General features: G+C 61.4%; 21 protein-coding genes. 8 read left to right on the forward strand and 13 right to left on the reverse strand.

Annotated elements, in window-relative coordinates:
- Positions 1-3: 3 nt before the first annotated feature.
- The 3 genes from fdhF to AABE10_RS08090 are packed head-to-tail and all read right to left on the reverse strand — an operon-like array spanning position 4 to position 5058.
- Entirely contained in the window at positions 4-2946 is a 2943-nt protein-coding gene (gene fdhF, locus AABE10_RS08080; RefSeq protein ID WP_342932747.1) for a formate dehydrogenase subunit alpha, read from the reverse strand.
- Positions 2947-2959: 13 nt separating this feature from the next.
- Positions 2960-4516 (reverse strand): formate dehydrogenase beta subunit, encoded by a 1557-nt coding sequence (locus AABE10_RS08085; protein WP_342932748.1) that lies wholly within the window; start codon positions 4514-4516, stop codon positions 2960-2962.
- Entirely contained in the window at positions 4513-5058 is a 546-nt protein-coding gene (locus AABE10_RS08090; protein ID WP_428983290.1) for an NAD(P)H-dependent oxidoreductase subunit E, read from the reverse strand. Before AABE10_RS08090 ends, AABE10_RS08085 begins: the two co-directional genes overlap by 4 nt.
- 92 nt (positions 5059-5150) lie before the next feature.
- Here AABE10_RS08090 and AABE10_RS08095 point away from each other — a divergent pair, with 92 nt between their 5' ends.
- Positions 5151-6221: a substrate-binding domain-containing protein gene (locus AABE10_RS08095; protein ID WP_342932750.1), complete on the forward strand. Its 1071-nt coding sequence runs from the start codon at positions 5151-5153 to the stop codon at positions 6219-6221.
- Between the two features lie 156 nt (positions 6222-6377).
- A complete protein-coding gene (locus AABE10_RS08100; RefSeq protein WP_342932751.1) occupies positions 6378-6644 on the forward strand; it encodes a hypothetical protein in 267 nt (88 codons plus the stop codon).
- Between the two features lie 63 nt (positions 6645-6707).
- On the opposite strand, the gene AABE10_RS08105 is transcribed toward AABE10_RS08100, so the two are convergent.
- The gene (locus AABE10_RS08105) at positions 6708-7067 is read right to left on the reverse strand and encodes a hypothetical protein (RefSeq protein ID WP_342932752.1); all 360 of its coding nucleotides are present in this window, start codon (positions 7065-7067) and stop codon (positions 6708-6710) included.
- 199 nt (positions 7068-7266) lie between these two features.
- On the reverse strand, positions 7267-7494 hold the full coding sequence (locus tag AABE10_RS08110) for a PAAR domain-containing protein (protein WP_321574485.1): 228 nt from the start codon (positions 7492-7494) through the stop codon (positions 7267-7269).
- A gap of 552 nt (positions 7495-8046) precedes the next feature.
- Here AABE10_RS08110 and AABE10_RS08115 point away from each other — a divergent pair.
- From AABE10_RS08115 to AABE10_RS08140, 6 genes are all read left to right on the forward strand, one after another.
- On the forward strand, positions 8047-8718 hold the full coding sequence (locus AABE10_RS08115) for a hypothetical protein (protein WP_342932754.1): 672 nt from the start codon (positions 8047-8049) through the stop codon (positions 8716-8718).
- A gap of 2 nt (positions 8719-8720) precedes the next feature.
- Positions 8721-9422, forward strand: coding sequence for a hypothetical protein (locus tag AABE10_RS08120; protein ID WP_342932755.1), 702 nt, complete (start codon positions 8721-8723; stop codon positions 9420-9422).
- Complete coding sequence (locus AABE10_RS08125; protein ID WP_342932756.1) at positions 9406-10230, forward strand: hypothetical protein; 825 nt, start codon at positions 9406-9408, stop codon at positions 10228-10230. The genes AABE10_RS08120 and AABE10_RS08125 overlap by 17 nt, the downstream gene beginning before the upstream one ends.
- A 124-nt stretch (positions 10231-10354) precedes the next feature.
- On the forward strand, positions 10355-11344 hold the full coding sequence (locus tag AABE10_RS08130) for a hypothetical protein (RefSeq protein WP_342932757.1): 990 nt from the start codon (positions 10355-10357) through the stop codon (positions 11342-11344).
- Positions 11345-11482: 138 nt separating this feature from the next.
- Complete coding sequence (locus tag AABE10_RS08135; protein ID WP_342932758.1) at positions 11483-12085, forward strand: recombinase family protein; 603 nt, start codon at positions 11483-11485, stop codon at positions 12083-12085.
- A 22-nt stretch (positions 12086-12107) separates the two neighbouring features.
- Complete coding sequence (locus tag AABE10_RS08140; RefSeq protein WP_342932759.1) at positions 12108-12380, forward strand: hypothetical protein; 273 nt, start codon at positions 12108-12110, stop codon at positions 12378-12380.
- A gap of 55 nt (positions 12381-12435) precedes the next feature.
- Here AABE10_RS08140 and AABE10_RS08145 read toward each other — a convergent pair whose 3' ends face one another.
- The 8 genes from AABE10_RS08145 to AABE10_RS08170 form a co-directional block, all read right to left on the reverse strand.
- The gene (locus tag AABE10_RS08145) at positions 12436-12927 is read right to left on the reverse strand and encodes a DUF2280 domain-containing protein (protein WP_342932760.1); all 492 of its coding nucleotides are present in this window, start codon (positions 12925-12927) and stop codon (positions 12436-12438) included.
- 764 nt (positions 12928-13691) lie between these two features.
- Complete coding sequence (locus AABE10_RS08150) at positions 13692-14204, reverse strand: hypothetical protein (RefSeq protein WP_342932761.1); 513 nt, start codon at positions 14202-14204, stop codon at positions 13692-13694.
- Positions 14204-15781 (reverse strand): hypothetical protein, encoded by a 1578-nt coding sequence (locus AABE10_RS08155; RefSeq protein ID WP_342932762.1) that lies wholly within the window; start codon positions 15779-15781, stop codon positions 14204-14206. Before AABE10_RS08155 ends, AABE10_RS08150 begins: the two co-directional genes overlap by 1 nt.
- A 281-nt stretch (positions 15782-16062) precedes the next feature.
- The gene (locus AABE10_RS36385) at positions 16063-16422 is read right to left on the reverse strand and encodes a helix-turn-helix domain-containing protein (RefSeq protein ID WP_428983276.1); all 360 of its coding nucleotides are present in this window, start codon (positions 16420-16422) and stop codon (positions 16063-16065) included.
- Between the two features lie 402 nt (positions 16423-16824).
- Entirely contained in the window at positions 16825-17031 is a 207-nt protein-coding gene (locus AABE10_RS36390; protein WP_428983277.1) for a helix-turn-helix transcriptional regulator, read from the reverse strand.
- A gap of 154 nt (positions 17032-17185) precedes the next feature.
- Positions 17186-17722, reverse strand: coding sequence for a hypothetical protein (locus tag AABE10_RS08160; RefSeq protein ID WP_342932763.1), 537 nt, complete (start codon positions 17720-17722; stop codon positions 17186-17188).
- 201 nt (positions 17723-17923) lie between these two features.
- A complete protein-coding gene (locus AABE10_RS08165) occupies positions 17924-18226 on the reverse strand; it encodes a hypothetical protein (protein WP_342932764.1) in 303 nt (100 codons plus the stop codon).
- Between the two features lie 273 nt (positions 18227-18499).
- Positions 18500-18844, reverse strand: a complete 345-nt coding sequence (locus AABE10_RS08170) for a helix-turn-helix transcriptional regulator (protein ID WP_428983278.1) — start codon at positions 18842-18844, stop codon at positions 18500-18502.
- Positions 18845-19681 lie beyond the last annotated feature (837 nt).

A 19681-nucleotide genomic window follows, 5' to 3' on the forward strand; every position in this document is an offset into this window, starting at 1 on the left:
GCCTCACTTGCCTGATGTGATAGCCGACAGCTCGCGGTTGCGCAGATGTTCGAGCTGTTCGTTGTTGAAGCGCGAGTAGTCCTTCTGCCATTGCGACGGCTGCTCGACGGGCAGCACCTGCACGGCTGTCACCTTGTACTCGGGGCAGTTGGTCGCCCAGTCGGAGCTTTCCGTCGTGATCACGTTCGCGCCCGATTCGGGGAAGTGGAACGTCGTATAGACCACGCCCGGCTGCATCCGGTCCGACACCTTCGCGCGCAGCACCGTGTAACCCGCGCGCGATTCGATGCCGACCCAGTCGGCGTCCTTGATGCCGCGGTCTTCGGCGTCTTGCGGATGGATTTCCAGGCGGTCCTCTTCGTGCCAGCGCGAGTTCTCCGTGCGGCGTGTCTGCGCGCCGACGTTGTACTGCGACAGGATGCGGCCCGTCGTCAGGATCAGCGGGAACTTCTGCGTGACCTTTTCCGGCGACGCGACGTACCGCGTGATCACGAACTTGCCCTTGCCGCGCACGAACTCGTCGATGTGCATCGTCGGCGTGCCTTCCGGCGCGTGTTCGTTGCACGGCCACTGGATGCTGCCCAGCTTGTCGATCTTCTCGAACGACACGCCGTGGAAAGTCGGCGTGAGGCGCGCGATCTCATCCATGATCTGCGAAGGATGCGTGTAGTCCATCTCGTAGCCGAGCGCGCGCGACAGCAGGATCGTCACTTCCCAGTCCGAGTAGCCGGCGAGCGGCGGCATCACCTTGCGCACGCGCGAAATGCGGCGCTCGGCGTTCGTGAAGGTGCCGTCCTTTTCGAGGAACGTCGAGCCGGGCAGCAGCACGTGCGCGAACTTCGCGGTCTCGTTCAGGAAGATGTCCTGCACGACGATGCATTCCATCGACTCCAGCGCCGCGCCCACATGCTGCGTGTTCGGATCGGACTGGACGATGTCTTCGCCCTGGCAGTACAGGCCCTTGAACGTGCCGTGAATCGCGGCGTCGAACATGTTCGGAATACGCAGGCCCGGTTCCGGCTGCAGCGTCACGCCCCATTCGCCTTCGAAGAGCGAGCGGGTGATCGTATCGCTGATGTGGCGATAGCCCGGCAGTTCGTGCGGGAACGAGCCCATGTCGCACGAGCCCTGCACGTTGTTCTGGCCGCGCAGCGGATTCACGCCGACGCCTTCGCGGCCGATGTTGCCCGTCGCCATCGCAAGGTTCGCGATGCCCATCACGGTCGTCGAGCCTTGCGCGTGTTCCGTCACGCCGAGGCCGTAATAGATCGCTGCGTTGCCGCCCGTCGCATAGAGCCGCGCGGCTTCGCGCACGTCTTGCGCCGGCACGCCCGTCACGCTTTCCATCATCTCCGGCGAGTTTTCCGGCAGCGCGACGAAATCGCGCCATTGCTGGAACGCGCGCGTCTCGCAGCGCTCGGCGATGAACTTCTCGTTCAGCAGGCCTTCCGTGACGATCACGTGCGCAAGCGACGTGACGATCGCGACGTTCGTGCCCGGACGCAATTGCAGATGGTGCGAGGCTTTCACGTGCGCGGTGTCGACGATATCGATGCGGCGCGGGTCGATGACGATCAGCTTCGCGCCCTGACGCACGCGGCGCTTCAGACGCGAGCCGAACACCGGGTGGCCGTCGGTCGGATTCGCGCCGATCACGATGATGACGTCGGACTTGTCGACGGACGCGAAGGTCTGCGTGCCCGCCGATTCACCGAGCGTCGTCTTCAGGCCGTAGCCCGTCGGCGAGTGGCACACGCGCGCGCAGGTGTCGACGTTGTTGTTGCCGAACGCGGCACGCACGAGCTTTTGCACCAGATACGTTTCTTCGTTCGTGCAGCGCGACGACGTGATGCCGCCGATCGAATCGCGGCCGTACTTCTGCTGGATGCGGCGGAACTCCGACGCCGCGTAGCTCAGCGCTTCTTCCCAGCTGACCTCGCGCCACGGATCGGTGATCTTCGCGCGGATCATCGGCTTCTTGATGCGGTCCTTGTGCGTCGCGTAGCCCCATGCGAAGCGTCCCTTCACGCACGCGTGGCCTTCGTTCGCCTGGCCGTTCTTGTGCGGCACCATCCGCACGACCTGGTTGCCCTTCATCTCGGCCTTGAACGAGCAGCCGACGCCGCAGTACGCGCACGTCGTCACGACGGAGTGCTCGGCCTGGCCCATCATCACGATGCTCTTCTCTTGCAGCGTCGCCGTCGGGCATGCGGCGACGCACGCGCCGCACGATACGCACTCGGATTCCATGAACGGCTGGCTTTCGCTCGCGGCGACGCGCGATTCGAAGCCGCGTCCGGTGATGGTCAGCGCGAACGTGCCTTGCGTCTCTTCGCATGCGCGCACGCAGCGGTTGCAGACGATGCACTTCGACGGATCGTACGTGAAGTACGGATTCGACTCGTCCTTCTGGTCCTTCAGGTGATTCGCGCCGTCGAAGCCGTAGCGCACTTCGCGCAGGCCCGTCACGCCCGCCATGTCCTGCAGCTCGCAGTTGCCGTTGGCGGGGCAGGTCAGGCAGTCGAGCGGGTGATCGGAGATGTACAGCTCCATCACGTTGCGGCGCAGGTCTTGCAAACGATCGGTCTGCGTACGCACCTTCATGCCCGCTTCGACAGGCGTCGTGCACGACGCGGGATAGCCGCGCCGTCCTTCGATTTCGACGAGACACAGACGGCACGAGCCGAACGGTTCGAGCGAATCGGTCGCGCACAGCTTCGGGATGTTGACGCCCGCTTCGGTGGCGGCGCGCATCACCGACGTGCCCGAGGGCACCGTGATCGCCTGGCCGTCGATTTCGAGCGTCACGTCGACGTCGGAGTGGCGCAGCGGCGTGCCGTAGTCGGTATCGTCGAACGGACCGCGCTCGTTGCGCAGCGCGCCCGCCTTGCAGGCACAGTTGCCGGAGCCGCAGCCGCCGGACTTGAAGGTGATCGGATCAGACATGTTGGGCTCCCTGTTACGCCGCCTGTTTCGGCGTCGCGGTTCCGAGACCGAAGTCTTCGGGGAAATGGTCGAGGGCGGAGACGACCGGGAACGGCGTCATGCCGCCCATCGCGCACAGCGAACCGGACACCATCGTGTCGCACAGATCGCGCAGTAACTGCACCTGCTTCGTCGACGTGTCGCCGTTGCGGATGCGCTGGATCACTTCGACGCCGCGCGTCGAGCCGATCCGGCACGGCGTGCACTTGCCGCACGATTCGAGCGCGCAGAAGTGCATCGCGTATTGCGCAAGCTCGGCGAGATTCGATGTGTCGTCGTGAATCACGAGACCGCCGTGACCGACGACGGCGCCGACCTTCGCGTATTCCTCGTAGTCGAGCGGGATGTCCCACTGGCTTTCGGGCAGATACGTGCCGAGCGGACCGCCGACCTGCACCGCGCGCGCCGGACGGCCGCTCGCCGTGCCGCCGCCGTAGTCGAACATCAGCTCGCGCAGCGTGCAGCCGAACGCAAGCTCGACGAGACCGCCGCGCTTCACGTTGCCCGCGATCTGGAACGGCAGCGTGCCGCGCGAGCGGCCCATTCCGAAGTCCTTGTAGTACGCTGCGCCCTTCGCGAAGATGATGGGTACGGTGGCGAGCGTGATCACGTTGTTGATCACCGTCGGCTTGCCGAACAGGCCTTCGATCGCGGGCAGCGGCGGCTTCGCGCGCACGATGCCGCGCTTGCCTTCGAGCGATTCGAGCAGCGCCGTTTCCTCGCCGCACACATAGGCGCCCGCGCCCTTCGCGACGAACAGCTCGAAGCGATGCGCCGAGCCGAGCACGCTGTCGCCGAGCCAGCCGGCCGCGCGTGCCTTGACGATGGCTTCTTCGAGCGTCGCGATCGAATGCGGATACTCGCTGCGCACATAAATATGGCCGACCGTCGCGCCCGTCACGATGCCCGCGATGATCATCCCTTCGATCAGCACGAACGGATCGCTTTCCATCACGAGGCGGTCGGAGAAGGTCCCTGAGTCACCTTCGTCCGCGTTGCAGACGATGTACTTCTGGTCCGCTTTCGCGGCGCGCACCGTGCGCCACTTTATGCCCGCCGGGAACGCGGCGCCGCCGCGGCCGCGCAGGCCGGATTCGACGAGCGCTTCGACGGCTGCGTCGCCGCTCATCGCAAGCGCGTTGTACAGGCCGACGATGCCGCCGTTCGCGATGTAGTCATCCGTCGAAAGCGGATCGGTGATGCCGATGCGCGCGAACGTCAGGCGCTGCTGCTTCTTCAGATAAGGAATCTCTTCGACGAGGCCGACATGCTTCGCGTGCGCCTTGCCGTCGACAAAGCCGGCGTCGAACAGCGACTTCACGTCGTCGGCTTCGACATTGGCGTAACCGATGCGACCTTCGGGCGTCGCCACTTCGATGAGCGGTTCGAGGTACAGCAAGCCGCGTGTGCCGTTGCGCACGAGTTCGATTTCGATGCCGCGTGCTTGCGCTTCGTCGGCGATGGCCCGGGCGATGGCGTCCGCGCCGAGCGCCAGTGCCGACGAGTCGCGGGGAACGTAAATGCGCGTCATACCGTTTCCTCCACGCGTTTCATGGCGGCTGCGAGCAGCGCGTCGAATTTCTGCGGCGTCACTTTCGCGTGCAGTTCGCCGTTGATCATCATCGCCGGTGACAGCGCGCATTGACCGAGGCAGTAGACCGATTCGAGGCCGACGGCGCCATCGCACGCGTGATCGTGTGAATCATGCTTGCGCGCGTCGAAGCGGCAGCCGGTGCGTGCTTCGATATGCTGCGCGAGCGCTTCCGTGCCCATGCTGCGGCACGCTTCCGCGCGGCACAGCTGCACCGTGACGGGCGCCGCGGGCGATTGGCGGAAGTGGTGGTAATAGGTAATCACGCCGTGGACTTCCGCACGCGAGAGGTTCATCGTCCGCGCGAGCGGCGCGACGGTCGCGGGCGGCACGAAGCCGACGTCATCCTGAATGGCATGTAGTACAGCAACCAGCGACATGCCGGGTTGTGCATGACGTCGCACGAGGTCATCTGGTGCTATGGCGGTCGAACGTTCCACAGTGGGGCTCCTCCAAAGGCTATATATGCACTTGTTATTCATAGGCCGTGCATCTATGCTTGGCTTGTTTGATATATCAATGCGAACGATAGGCGGGTGTACCGGCTTTCGCAATAGGAACTCCAACTGCATATATGATTCGAATCGAATGCCAGGCGCAGCTGATTGTGCGGGACAGCAACGGCGGAACGTCCAGCCTGACTGACGCTGTGCCGCTGCTCGCGCTCGTGGACCAGACGGGGAGCATCGCGCAGGCCGCCGCGCTTAAGGGTTTGTCCTACCGTCATGCGTGGGGCTTGCTGCGCGCAATCGAGACGCAGCTGGGCGGCGCGCTGATCGAAAAGGAACGCGGGCGCGGCTCTGCACTATCGGAATTGGGGCAGGCGGTGTTGCGCGCGCAACGACTTTGCGGCGAGCGGCTGGACGGCAACATGCAGGCTCTGGCGAGCGAGGTCGCGAGCGATCTGAACCGCTGGCTCGCGCCGCCTGCCGATGACGTGCGCATCCATGCATCGCATGGTTACGCGGTGGCCGCGCTCGTGACGGCGCTCGTCGCCGATGACGTGCCGCTCGACATCAAGTATCGCGACAGTGCCGAAGCGATCACGGCGCTCGCGCGCGGCGAGTGCGATCTGGCGGGCTTCCACCTGCCGCGCGGCGAGTTTCGCGCGGTGTGCGCGGACAAGTATCGCCAGTGGCTCGATCCGCAACGTCACGTGCTCGTGCATCTGACGCGGCGCAAGCAGGGGCTCTTTCTCGCGAAGGGGAACCCGAAACGCATCGAAGGGTTGACCGACCTCGCGCGCGACGACATTCGCTTCGTCAACCGGCAGCACGGGTCGGGCACGCGCATGCTGATCGATCTGGCGCTTCGGCGCGTGGGCGTCGATCCGGACCGGATCAACGGCTATGCATCGACGGAGCTGACGCATTCGGCGATCGCGGCGTTCGTCGCGAGTGGGATGGCGGACGTCGGGTTCGGCGTCGAACCGGCCGCGCATCACTTCGGGCTCGATTTCATTCCGATCGTCGACGAGGACTATTACTTTGCGTGCGATCGCGCGCGGCTAGAACGCGAGCCGCTGGCGACGGTCATGACGGTGCTGGGCGGCGACACGTTCCGGCAGAGCGTCGCGCATCTGGAAGGCTACGATCCCGTCGATTGCGGCAGGCTGCTCGGACTGGACGAAGGTCTCGCGGGGTAGGGCGGCGGGTGAGGCGGACGGGCTTTCGCGACGCGGGCAGGCGACGGTAACGGAGCGTAAAGCCATGGAGGCTGCGTCGCTGCTCGCTTTGCGCTAATCTCTACGCTTTCTTTACTCAGCCTCATTTGCGCGGCGCTTGTGCCACGCCGAATCGACATGAAATATCTTGCTTCCGCTTGTGCAGCCGCGCTCACCGCCGGCACGTTGTTTGCCACGATGTCTGTTGCGTTCGCGCAGAATTCGCCCGGCGTACCGGGCGGCATCCTGAACGACGAGTTTCGTCTGAACGAGCATCCGCAGATGCCGTTCGGCGCATCGGCTCCGTCGAAGAAGTTCCAGGGCGACAAGCCCACCAAAATGCGCAAGCGCGGCGACAACGGCGATCCGAACGGCTGCAACCTGAAGTGCCCCGAGGATCAATAACCGTTCAGGATTTCGGCGGCGGCCGCTTTGCCGCGCGTTGCGTGCTGACGGAAAGGCTTGTGATTACGGCTTCGCTGTATGCCACATATCCTTGAAGCCCTCGCCCTTCATGTCGCCAGGCTTTTCATCCTTGGCAAAGCGATAGAGCGGCTTTCCTTTGTAAGCCCATTGTTTCTTGCCATCCCCGTCGTCGATCAGGGTCCAGTCGCCCGAGGGCTTGTCAGCCGAGTCGGCGGCGGCGGCGGGCCAGTACGTCGTGCAACCGCCTGTGCAGGCGCTTTTTCCGGGTGTCGTGTCCTTGTCGAAGGTGTAGAGCGTTCTGCCTTGGTCATCGACGAAACGTCCGTCCATGGTTTTCGGCGGCGCAGCGAAGGCAGTCTGCTGAACGGCGAGCGCGGCGATGAGAAGGAGAGTCTTGCGCATGATGCGGCTCCTGTTCTGACGTTGTATATGGAGTTTATGCAATCGGTCGGCATGCGCACGCTGTAATTGCGTGCGCATGGGTTAAACGGATTGCGAGCCGCGATATTCCATGCGTTGTGGGGCGGCAGCGGCTATCGTCTGTCTCGCGGTTGTTACTGACGGAGACAATGCGGAGCCGCGCGCCAGATCGTGCAACCGGTCAGGTTCGGATCAGCGTCGCGCCGCATGTCGTGATGTCGCCGAGGTATGCCACACGCAGACCATCGTGCCGGCGTCTGCCGCTGGCGATGATGGGATATTTGCCGCCGCAGCGAGGGCACGCGACGAGATGGCCGTCGAGTGCGACGCGGACGCCTTCGTCTGTCAGATCCAACGCTGCCTCGACGATCTTTCCGCCGTGACTGGTGGTGTCGCCGAGCCGGGCCATCGAGCGTTCGTCTATGTGTCTCATGTCTGTTTCTTTCGTTAGTAATGTTTAGTTATGCTATGTGAATGTCGAACCGTCGAAACTGCCCGGTGTTTCAGGATTTCACGCTATGCCGCGTGAAGCTGGCTATCAGAAAAGGTTGAAAAGGGGGCGGACGATGTCTGGCTTATCCCGAGGGGCCTGCCGCGCAATGGCGATGCGCAACAAAAAACCCGCGTAGCCTGGGCTATCGCGGGTCTCGGGGCAGCGTAGACGCTGCCGGGAAAATATGTGGTGGAGGCGGCGTCAACCAGATGGGTTATATAAGTTACGGATTTATTGAGATCTTTAAGGTTGATGGCTTTTGAAAAACCCCCAGTGCAACCCCCAAACTGTTGCTGCTTCGCAACTGGTTCAGTAGTCGGCGCGTTTCGATCTTGGGGAACATTTGCGCTTCTCGCCATCGTTGCGCTTGAAGCCGTATAGGGCCAGAATCTTTCGCGCAGTAATAATAAACCGAAAACGGGCGGCGACACGTCGCCAAAATGCATCGACTTGCGATCGGGGGAAGGGATGGAAATCGTCGGGGGCGTGCTGATTTTCTTGGCGGTGCTGATGCTGCCAGTTGGGGTTATTGGCTTCATTTCCCCCAAAGTTGTATCACCAAAGGGCAAGCCGCCGGTCCCCCGGTTAAAAGTCCTTTGGAGTTGCACGCTGTCGTTCTTGATCTTCGGCATCGCCGGCGGCGCGCTGGTAGGTAGCTCGCAGCCGTCAAAGGACGCAGGGGGTGACCAGCCTGCAGCGAGCACCGAAGAGAATCCTAAGTCGACGCCGGCGGACCCCGAGCGGCGTGCAGAACCACCGGCTCCACAACTCCCGACCCACAACTACGTCATGCGCGATGGTGATCTCTACGGCTATCAGCCTGCGATCAGCGACGCGGAGCGCAACCAGGGAGTGGCGACGAAGGCCCTTGTTATGGTCCGATATCGCGGCGAAAAGCACGGCGTGTACACGGTTGAGACGCCGAATGATTCCGGCGCCATCTATCTGATGGAGTGCAAGTCTCCATGCGAGTACATCAAGACCAAGGTTATCGTCGCCGGCGAAGTCCTGAAATCTGATACGGTGCCGAACGCGCCCGGATCGTTGATGGCTGCCGTATTCGATGATGTGCTGAGTGACCAGCTCCAACCGGCCGCGTCCCGCTCTCGCGCGAGCGGCAACACGTCAAAAGGCGGCTGAATATGGCCAAGAAGAAGGCGCCGCGCATTCAACGCTCGCGAGCTGAGACCTTGGACGCGCTTCGGGCACAGTTGAATCTGTTGTCGAAATCCTGCCGTGACTACGACGATGGTGACCGGGATGAAATTATTCGAGTCGCGCAAGGCCTGCGCGTCTTGCTGAACTCGAGCGGGCAAAACAACGTTTCGTTGGTCGCGCAGATAGGTGCCACGCAAAGTCGGTTCTTCGACACTGCGGCGAGCTACTCTGAGACCTCGTTGACCACATACTCTGGGCTCATGTCGGTCCAGATAGACTTCGGCAAGGTGCCGCCGACGATGCGCTCCATGCCAGTCCTTGACGGCAACGGCCGCAAGCTGGTTAGGTTCGCGGATTGGTGGAATATACATCCCGCCATCAGAGACACGAACAGAGCGAAGTTTTCCCGCCGGCAGTTAGTGTGCTGGATGGCGAACGAGGATGGCGGAAGTCACGTCGACACGGGCCTTACCGCCGCGTATCACTACCTCTCTCGCGGCAACGCACTTGGTTGGTGGATGGATGGCCCGCTCGGCCAAGTCTCGCTCATAGGTGCGATTGACGCGACGATCCGCCAAATAGCGCATGAGACCTTGCGAACGTTTCAGCGGCGGAACCCCGAGCTTTTTAAGGACGTACATTACGGCATGTATCGCGAGGGGCAGCGGGATGGAAAAGGACAGTAAGAAAGGGCGTCCGACGGCGGTTGAAATGGCGGTCGATATTCTGAACCGCAGGTTCGCGGGCGCGCGAGCCGCGGGCGCCGCTATGTCGAGCCAGAACCAAAGAAGCCCGGTGAAACGTCAGCTTACGACGCCTGCTCCGCTGCCGAAGGTGCTTTATAAATATCTGCCCCGACGCTACGCCGAGTCGCTGGTTGGCGTCGGCAATACCCAAATCGGCACTCTCCATGATTTTCGGCGGCTGGAACTCGGCCCAGGAATCGCAGACGCTAACGAAGGGCGCAAGGAGCTTCGCGCTTCGTTTGTTGAGGCAGAAACATTTGCGCACGGCACTCCATCAGGCGAAGCTCTTAACGAACTGGGAGTGATCAAGGTTACCGGAGGCGCGTCCGTCACCTTTTCTGACGTGACGATAGTCAGGGGGATTGATCATCCAAATGCGTACATTTGGTGTTGCTCAACGGATATGTCCGAGGAAGCGATGTCAGGACTTGACGGCGCAGACACATGCGTTGAGATATTCGACGTAGATGGTTTTTTCAAGGCTCTTCACGCTGCGGTGTCTTCGCTGACCGCCGTTCAGCTAATTGGCGTCGCTCCCGTCACATACTCCACCCGCTCGGAAGAGTGGAGCAGGCAAAACCTCGGCTTGCACGCGGCATATCTGAAGGGCATTGAGTACAAGAGGCAGGGCGAGGTGCGCGCCGTTTGGACGGTCGACAACGATCCTACGACGTTGCAACCGTTGATCATCCCCGAGAGCAATATCGGAAAGTACTGTCACATCGTCGACATTTCAGTTTCCGGCTAATCTTAGTCTTCGGCTCGCGTATATAACGACGCAGCACACTAATTAGCAGTGCAAAAAGAAAATCATCCAAAAACGAGCCGAGATGAATAGAATTGCGGGCCCCATGTTCCCGCCCGACTCGCCGATGAACTCGCTACTGATGCTTAATTTGCAATTCAACCATCAGACCGTGCTGTCACTCGATCAGGTCTGTACAGCCACTGGCTATAAAAAAGGTACCGCATACAAGGAACTGAGCAGCGGCCTGTTTCCGATACCCATGCGCAAGCTAGGCAAGCATCTAGTCGCCGATGTACGGGACGTCGCAGGCTACCTCGAATACTCCCGTGCAGACACGCGAAATCGACATAGTGCGCTCTGGCAGAAGATGGAACTCCCGCGAATAGTGAGGGAGGACGATGCGATCGACGGCATTGAAGAGCAGTGCGACTCACCATCGTCGTTGTTCCCGTTGTTGGGAAGGTTTGATTGTGCTGTGCTGCTTTCGCTTGACCAGGTTTGCGACGCAATCGGTTACCGAAAATCGACAGCGTACGCCGCCTCCAGTGCTGGGACATTTCCGATACCCATGAGAAGGTGCGGCAAGCGGCTATACGCGGATGTACGAGATGTGGCCAGCCATCTCGATGCCGCACTCGGGACTGTCGAGCGCGCTCGAGTTTTGGGAACTGAGGCCTACGCGCTGCTTTCAATGCGCTTTGGCTCTGACCTAATGGACCTCGACACAGTCTGCCAAGCGATCGCGTGGGAGAAGTCAACGGCCTACAACGCGACTGGCGCAGGCACGTTTCCCGTGTTTATGCGGAAGTTCGGCCGTAGCTGGATGGCCGATCCGCGCGACGTCGGCTTTTACTTGGACGAGGAGCGAGAGCGGCTACGCCGTCCGTCGCATGAATCCGAAGAAATCCGAGAAGAGCTCGTCGCAGATGACGTTTGTACCTCCGTGCTAGCGGATGAGGAGCAAAGCGACGCGGTCGACGCGACCTCGGCTGAGGGTGCTGCCGCTGAATCCCTTAAGTCACTCCCGCCAGTGGAACGCCAACGCAGTGGAATGTCGGCTCAAGAGACTATTCGCGCGATCCTGGAGCGCAAGGCACGGAGACGAAGGAAATGAGTTGGCGGCGCGGACCTCGGCCAGTACGAAACCGATCGGTTGCGTACATGCCGCGCAGAGGGTGTACGAAATTATGCTTGTTATCATTCCGTACACGGGTTAGTATTCGTACATCACTTTCGTACAGGTGCGCGCACCATGTCCCGAGTCTTTGCTTACTGCCGCGTCAGCACAGTCGACCAGTCCACCGAGAACCAGCGGCGCGAGATCGAAGTAGCCGGCTTTTCGATCGACGAGCGCCGTATTGTCGAAGAGAGCATTAGCGGCTCTGTCGCCGCGTCAGAGCGCGCTGGTTTCGTGCGACTACTCGACCGACTCGAAGCCGGTGATGTGCTCGTAGTCACCAAACTCGATCGACTCGGCCGGAACGCGATGGATGTGCGCGCTACGGTAGAGCACCTTGCCGAGCTCGGCGTGCGCGTCCACTGCCTCGCGCTGGGCGGCGTCGACCTGACTAGCGCCGCGGGTAGAATGACGATGCAGGTGCTCGCCGCAGTCGCCGAATTCGAGCGAGACTTGTTGATCGAGCGCACACAGGCCGGCATCAGCCGAGCCAAGGCCGCCGGCAGGGCGTTTGGCAGGCCGTCGGCGCTTACATCCGATCAGCAGGAACAGGCGTCGCGTCGTATTGCCGCCGGCGATGCTATCGCGGCGATCGCGCGGGACTTGGGCACGACTCGCCAGACGCTCATGCGTCTTCGCCAAAAATCGGCGGCGCAGCAAATCGGCAGCGTCGTGTAGCGTTCGAGGAACCGCGAACGCCATGAGAAAAAGTTTCCTGTTTTCCGCGCGAGAATGGCTCGCCGACAAGACAATCCACTCGCTATATCCTGCGCCCCGCCTCGATCCGGTGCGGAAAGTGTCTGCGGCGGACAATCAGCCGTTGCGGCTGGTCTGGAAGAACCCGATGCCCGGCTTCATGCGGCTGGCGCTCGGGCTGCTTGGGCTTTTTTGGTGGCTGGTCGCCGCCGTCGTGCTCAGCGCCACGATAATCTTCACTGTCGGCGCGCTGTGGGGCGCGTTCACCGGTGGTTGACTATTGCCGACGCGCAATCTGCAACTCTGGCGTGAGCCAGTCGACCGTGGCGCAATCAATATTCGTCCAGCACCCGACGGACGATCGCCTCATACTCCTCTGGCGTCGGATGCACCGTCGCAACGGTCGCGGCTGACTTGATCGGGCCTCCCTCCGCGCCTGTGTGCTCGATTCTCTGGCGGTTGGTATGCGATCCGCCGACTTCTTTCGCGGCCTGCTCGATCAGTGAAGCGGCGGCAACGATATTGCCTTGCGCCGATGCCTTTCGGTAAAGCTTCGTCAATTCTTGCATTCGAAATGCCTGGTTTGCGAGAGGAATCGCAGCAACGTCCGCGCGAAACGTCGCCTGCTCCGACTCGAACATCTCCCGCCATTTTTTGCTCAGATGGCGCCCCTGCCTCTTCGTTGGGTCGTACGCCTGCACCTGCGGTGCGGTCACAGCCAGCCCAAATTCTTCTTTAACGCGCCTCGCGACTTCCGTGGGGGTCTCGAAGCACGCAAGCCCCCGCACGATAAAGGCTTTCACCTCATCTTTCAGTGCAGCCATCTTCCACAACCCGTTAAAGAAGGTTCAAGTAACGAGGCCTCTACAGCGGCCCGCTCCAGTGCGCAAAACACCATGACGAAGTCGCCTTGACCCTCGGCGCGTCGGCAAATCCGATCTAGGACCTTGAGCCGTACAGCGGAGCTTTCGATCGGTCGTAGCTGCTCTCGGACCTCGCGTCGTCCGTTCTCGATCTCGTGCTCTTGTTCACGGAGCGATTTTCCGGACGCTCCGACACGCGTTTTCTGGTTATCACGGCGTTTTGTCACGTTTCATTCTCGTCAAGTTGTGGGCGAGCACTGGGCGCGACGCGTGGCCAGCGTGCTAACCTTGCTAAAGGGATTGAAGATCTGTGTGGTAATCCTCATATTTGCGGGAGGCGCTCGGGGCCGATCGCCGATAACCGCACGCATAAAAGGACTTCAAATGACGCGCTATATGACTCGGGTCGAACTGCGGGGCTCGCCTAGCAGGCAGGATTACGACAAGCTTCACTCGGCGATGGAGGCGAAAGGATTCACTAGAACAATAAAAGGATCGGACGGCCACGTGTACCAGCTCCCACACGCCGAGTATTACGCGGAATCGAATCTCACAACCCAGCAGGTTCAGGAGCACGCAGCGAGCGCGGCCAAATTGGTTTGGCACGACTGCGCAGTCATCGCGAGCGAAGCGCCCAACAGTGCGTGGTCTGGTCTCGACTACGCGTAACTGGAAACGAAAAGGCCCCGCTCGGCACAAGCCGCCGGGGCTTCTCGCCCGCAGCATCAGGCGATCGTTGCAGTGGCCGCCGGTAGCGTCGTCGACGCGCCGGAAATTACAGCTCGGCACCCGTACACGAAATCCCGCACGGCCGCAGCGAGGTTCGTGAAATCGGCTGCGCTGAAGGAGTGCATCACACCTGCCGTGTCCGGATAGCCGAACGTCGTCGCTCCACCAGGGAAACCCTTGCCGGCGCTCAGGCTGGTTTCGATTGCGATAATGTCCGACTGGCTCAGCGCATCGCACGCATATGTGCCATTGAGCGCTGGTGTGCCCGTACTCGCTATCGAAAGGCCTACCGCCAACGCGGCCTGCGCCTTCTGAGCGAGCGTAGGCGTTGGAACCGTCGTGATGGGTGGGGTGAATATCGATCCGTCATAGGCATAGCCGATCGTTGCCGACGATCCATTCGGCAGAGCTACTGCAGTCACACCGCCAGGTGGCTGCCAGTCGGTTTTCCCGTCCCAGTCGACAGTGTTGGTGACCTTCCCGTCTTCAACAATCGCGTAGGTTGTCATTATGCAAACTCCTCGATAATCACGATGCCTCTCGATCCTGCGCCGGATGCCTGTGCGGCCGAACCGTTCTGGGAAAGTGCGCCGGCGCCTCCGCAACCTGGACCCGATCCTAAATTACCGGGTCCGGCAGCAATAACACCGGGTGTACCGCCAGAATATTGCGACGATCCACCAGCACCGCTAACAACATTGCCCACGCCAGACCCGCTGCCGGGACCGCCCGGGCCGCCCAGACCACCTGCGACGTTTCCACCCGTCGCGATTGTCCCGCCGGAACCTCCAGCGGAAACAGAAAACGACGTCGCTGCTAGTCCGACCGAGCCGCCCACGCCGCCCGCTGCAGTCATGACGGAACCGATCGACGAACTACCGCCAGGGTTGCCATTGGCGCTTGCCGATGCACCGCCCGAGCCGATCGTCACGGACTGACCCGCAAGCGATGCGACCGGGTAATAGCCGATGGAAAAAGCACCACCTCCACCACCGGCGCCTACTGCGAATTGGCCGGAAGTCGTGGCCGCCGCACCACCACCGCTCGCCCCGCCACCTACTACAGTTGCGCGGCAGTTCTTCGTTCCAGCAGTTGGCGTATAGGTGCCGTTCGAGTTGAAGACTTGGATATTGAGAAGCCGTCCCGTCGCCTGACCAAGTTGCATCGCGTGCTGACTCTGCGTGGCCGCACCGACTTGAAGGGCCGCCCCCGTACAACCTTCGAGGACATACGACGCAATGTCCGACCGGTACAGGAACAGTGCGCGACCATTCGCGGCGAGCTCGCCACCCTGCAGCGCTTGATGGGCACCGCCGACAACGGGCGCTGCTGCGACAACGCCCGGGTTCGGCGTGAACGTCGTCGCGCCCGTGTTGCCGTTCTTGATCTTCACCCAAAACTGCTGGTTGTCTGCGACCGCCGTCGGCGGCAGTGGGAACGTCGCCTGAACGGCATTCGCGGTGCCATTGTCGATGCCGTATTCGAGGTTGTTGTTGATGATCGACTGAAGCAGCGACGTCGGCAGGATCGGCGCGCCAGCGTACTGGCTGATGTTCCCCGCCGTGATGGTGGCTTGTCCGTTTGCAACAGTAACCACCCAAAGTCCGATACATCCTGCGTCAACCGCCGGCGTGATCTGCGAACCGGTGGCTGCGGCGACGCCAGCCTTCAGCGTCAGAACGACCCTCCCCGCGCGCGTCGTCATGCTCGGCTGGCCGTTGCCGCCGGGCCCGCTGAATGCCTGCGACGGATTGCTCGCGTTGTAAAACGCCAATACGGTCGGGTTCGAATCGACGTCTGCGTAGTTCGCCTCGATCAGGTAGTTGATGGAGTAGCCGGCCGTCGTCGGCGCGACGCACGCAAACGTCGCAGCATCAAGCAGAATGCCCTGCTTTACGATCTGGTGCGTCGTGTCAGCGACGAGCGACGAATAGGGCGTGCCGTCGAGGTTTTGCAGCGCGTAGAGCTGGCCCGGTTGAACCTGCACGTTCAGTGACGCCGGCGCTGTGGGCACGCAACCCAGTCCCGATGCCAGCGTCGACGTTCCAAGCATGTCGCTCAGCGTCTTGCCGAGCGCAATCAGCACGTTCCGGTTCGTGTTCAGAAGATCGGTTTCGAGTGGAACTTGACCGGCATATACCGTTTGACGATCCAAAATGTGGGCTCCAGTAAGAAAAGCACCGAGTTGCGGGGCTTCGGTGACTGCTGACGTTGAAGAGTCGTCAGCGGAGGGGGCATCGCATCAACGGGGCCTCGTGTGACCCCACGGCACGACTTGATGAAGGGTTAAGGGAGGTGCTTCGGTGACTGCTAAGTTGAAAGGTGGCTGAAACAATGGGCTCGACGGCAATACGTCCGCGCGGCGTCCTATTGCATCGTGCTAGTGGGCACAGTTACGTATGCGCCTGCGCTGCCATAGCCTGCCCCGATGATCGCCGCGGGGCCCTGATAAATGACTGGCGATGGGCTCTCAATCAGGCTGTAGAGCGCCACTCCATAGTGCGCGAAACCGTCTGAATCAACGGTAGCAACGCGCGAAGAGTCGATCTGATACCCCGCGCGTCGCAACTCCATGACGCGCGCTGCGGGGTGGCTGACGCCTTGCGAGCGCAACTCGTGCGTATGCGCCGGGCGGCGCGAGAGAAGTTGAAGTACGACGTCCCGTTGCTGCTGCGTAGTAAGGCCACGCGACGCGCGGATTTCGATTGCTTGAAGAGGCTCTTTCATGGGGACCAGGTGGCGTTTTTATTCGGCGAGGGGCGCTGCGCACGAGCCGCCGCTCTACGAGCGGGCTGCCGGGCGAAACGAATTGAAAGGGGATTGAACGAGGGGTGCTGCGCGGTAGACGCGAGATGAGGTTAAAGCGGCCGGTTTAGAGGTGGATCGTTCCGCATATCCTGCAGGTGGCATTGCCATCCCCTCGGCACTGGAACAAGCGGTGTACTTTCGATTGACGCAGCCGAGTCGCGTCGCTGCCAGCGGGCGTCGGCGCAAGGCCGCTCGACAGGATAGTTTTCCCTTCCCGCTGTCGCCGCTCAAGTCGCTTGATTGCCGCACTGAGCGTCGCATGGATGGCGTCGAAGCGCCGGATAGCTTCGGTATGGTCGGCCATAGGTATGCTAGAGCGGTCTATGTGGAAGCGCGGGCAGCAGCGCGCGCTGCGATGTGTGCGATTAAATCTTCCTCGAACCAGACGGCCGCGCGGCTTCGCTCCGATAGGCGCAACGGCGCCGGAAACGCGCCGCCTGAAACCCAGCGGTCGATGGTCCGTCGGCTAACGCCGAATCGACGCGCAACCTCTGACCCGCGCACGATTTTTTGAGAATTCATGCACATCTCCTCGCAATAAAAAAGCCGGCCCCGCTGTTACGGGAGCCGGCCTTAAGACGCATCCTTTGAGCGGACGCACGAAACTCATACTAGCTTCATGTTATCGCCTCTGGACAACTAACGCCTAATTTGTCGAATCGTGTCGTGTCGTGAAAATGCGTCAGCCATGCTGCCAAAACGATAACGGCTGGCCTGCAATGAAAACATCGGCGTCAGTCGAGAATGCGAGGTCACCGGGCTTCCAGTCGGGCAACCAGACGCCCGCTGCGGCCGCGAGCCTGCGGAGTTCAAGCGCCGGCGCGACCAGCGCTTGGCATTGGGCCCAGTATGCCGAGCGCGCGTCATCGTAAGCGCGGCGGCGCGCCTCTGCCTGCTCGCGTGCCCGCCGCTCGGTTATCTCATCCCGGCGGCGCGCGAGCTGTTCGGAGGCGGTCTGATACGCGCGAGCAGCTTCATCGTGTGCGGCCTGATCTTCGCGTTCCGTCACGAGCGCGTTTTGCAGTGCTTGCGCGCTCACGCTCCCGGGGCTTGCCAGGCGGCGCGCCGCCTCGGCCTTCGACCGGGAGAGCTTGAGACTGATCGCCTCTAGGGCGTCATGCAGACGCTGCACCGTCTGCTCGTCAAGTCGAAGCGACTCGTCTTCGTCGGCGACGTGTTGCGCATGTTCGGTTTTCTGACCAAAGAATCGGTTCAGCATATTTTCTCCAGAAGTCGGCCTGCGCGCCGTTACGCTCCGAGCGCTACATGTGTATGGCCGAGTTATGCGGTTGGCTGGCGAGACAGTGATCTCGAATTTCGCAATCAGATGGCTTCTCTAGAGGGTCACCGTCTGACGGTATAGAGAAAGGCTAAAAAAAGCCCCTGATTGCACCGTGAGGCGGTGTAGTAGGGGCATCCTCTACACCGCCTCACGGTGCAATTCGGCGGGTCTCTGCACCGTCTGACGGAGTAAGGGTCGCGATTTTTCCATCTTCGTGCGCAGATACGCGCTGCGCACGAAGCCGGCCGCCGCGCCCTCGTCGTAGCCGTCGAGCTTGTCGAGCGCCCACCATGTGCAGGCGTACCAACTGGCTTTGTGCGGGCGACTTCCCTTGACCGTTTCGAAGATGAAACCCGTGTTCAACAACTCTTGCTTCGCTCGCTGGATCGTGTCGTTGCTTGTCCAGCCGCGAGGCTTCAAGTGCGCGAGTGTGGCGATCATGCGCCCGTTGTCGTCTTGGTGGTATTGACGCGCAATCTCGAGCAGCAGTGACCTCGCGGGGTGCGAAAGCGCCTGATAGGCACCGCTGTCGAGAACGGTCCAAGGAATCGCGACGAATCCACCAGGGTCCCGGCTTGATCGTGTGCGCCGGCCATTCTTTGGATTTGCCATTCATGTCGACCTCGTCTGTGCTCTGCGCGGTCGGTTTTGAGCACGAGAGTGCCCATCCCCCAGCGCGACCGTAGATGAGGCGTCAGAATTCATCAACATGGGTTAGCCCTCCGCGCGGTAGTTCACCGGATCGGAAAGCCACCGGTGCAACTCGCGGTTTGGCCATCCGACGCAACGTGCCGAGCCGAGTTGCACGCGCTTTGGGAAGAGGCCCGCCAGCTCTCGTTGCCGCGCCGTTTCGCGGGAGAACGGTAGGAACGTCTCCAGATCGTTCCAACGGGAATAACCGTCGAGAGGCAGTGACTCGGGGGCGGGGAGCGGAGCTCGCATCGGATCGACCGGCGCGGCAGCAACGCTGGTGCATCCATCCGAGGAGTGAGTCAAGATGCGAGCGATGTTTCCAAACGTTCGCTTTCCCTTGCTTTCCCTTGATTGTGTTGATAGCATTTCGATAACCTGTTAGTAGTACTATGGGATTGGCCTGCGTGGGCGAACTGGCATTCGTCAACGCAGCGCCATTCTACGAGGCGGCGGCGGCCATCGCCTATAAGAAGTTGGTAAACCCCGTGAAACGCTAGGTGTTCTCGGGGTTTGTCGTTGCGCAGAGTGTGTGTCGTTCGGCTCGACTGTGACCGTCCTGACACAGTATCGCTGGACCGCTACCGCGATCACATTTCTCTGGCACCTTCGGGACAGATGTCCGCTCGTGATGCGGACACGGAGTCAAGGACCTGTAACGCAGACGGGCGTTACAAAAAAAAGCGCGCATTAGGCAGTCCCTTGTTGATGCCGGGTGAATGAACGGTTTAGTGGGGGGCGCCCCAAAAGCAAAAGACCCCTTCCGGGGCTCTTTGACCTTATCGATTGGCGGCCTCTTAACCGAACCTTGCCTTCAGCATGTCGGTAACTTCAGAGGTGACGACAGGTGAATCAAGGGCGACGCCGCTTAACATGTACGTGCATGCACCCTCTGGATCGATGAAAGCCGCTACCATCCCGGCAGTCTCGCCCGCGCGCGCTCGTTCAAGCATCTTCTCGAGAGCGGCAACGACGTTTGCGCTTTGATCGTCACGTTCAACGTGTGTGACACTGCCAGTCGTCGCAGTGCGTCGTATCGCACGGTGTCGCGAGATCGACGCCTGGTTGGAAATCACAAGACTAAGCTTTGACATGATGCCCGCCCTCCGGGACCAGTTCCAACACTTGGCGAAGCGCCTCACCTGCGACGTCTAAAGCGTCGTAAATGGTAGGTGCGGTCGCGGCGTCTCGGAGGGCGGCGCGTAT

Origin of the sequence: Paraburkholderia diazotrophica (genome assembly GCF_038900755.1) — a bacterium.
GTDB lineage: Bacteria > Pseudomonadota > Gammaproteobacteria > Burkholderiales > Burkholderiaceae > Paraburkholderia > Paraburkholderia diazotrophica_A.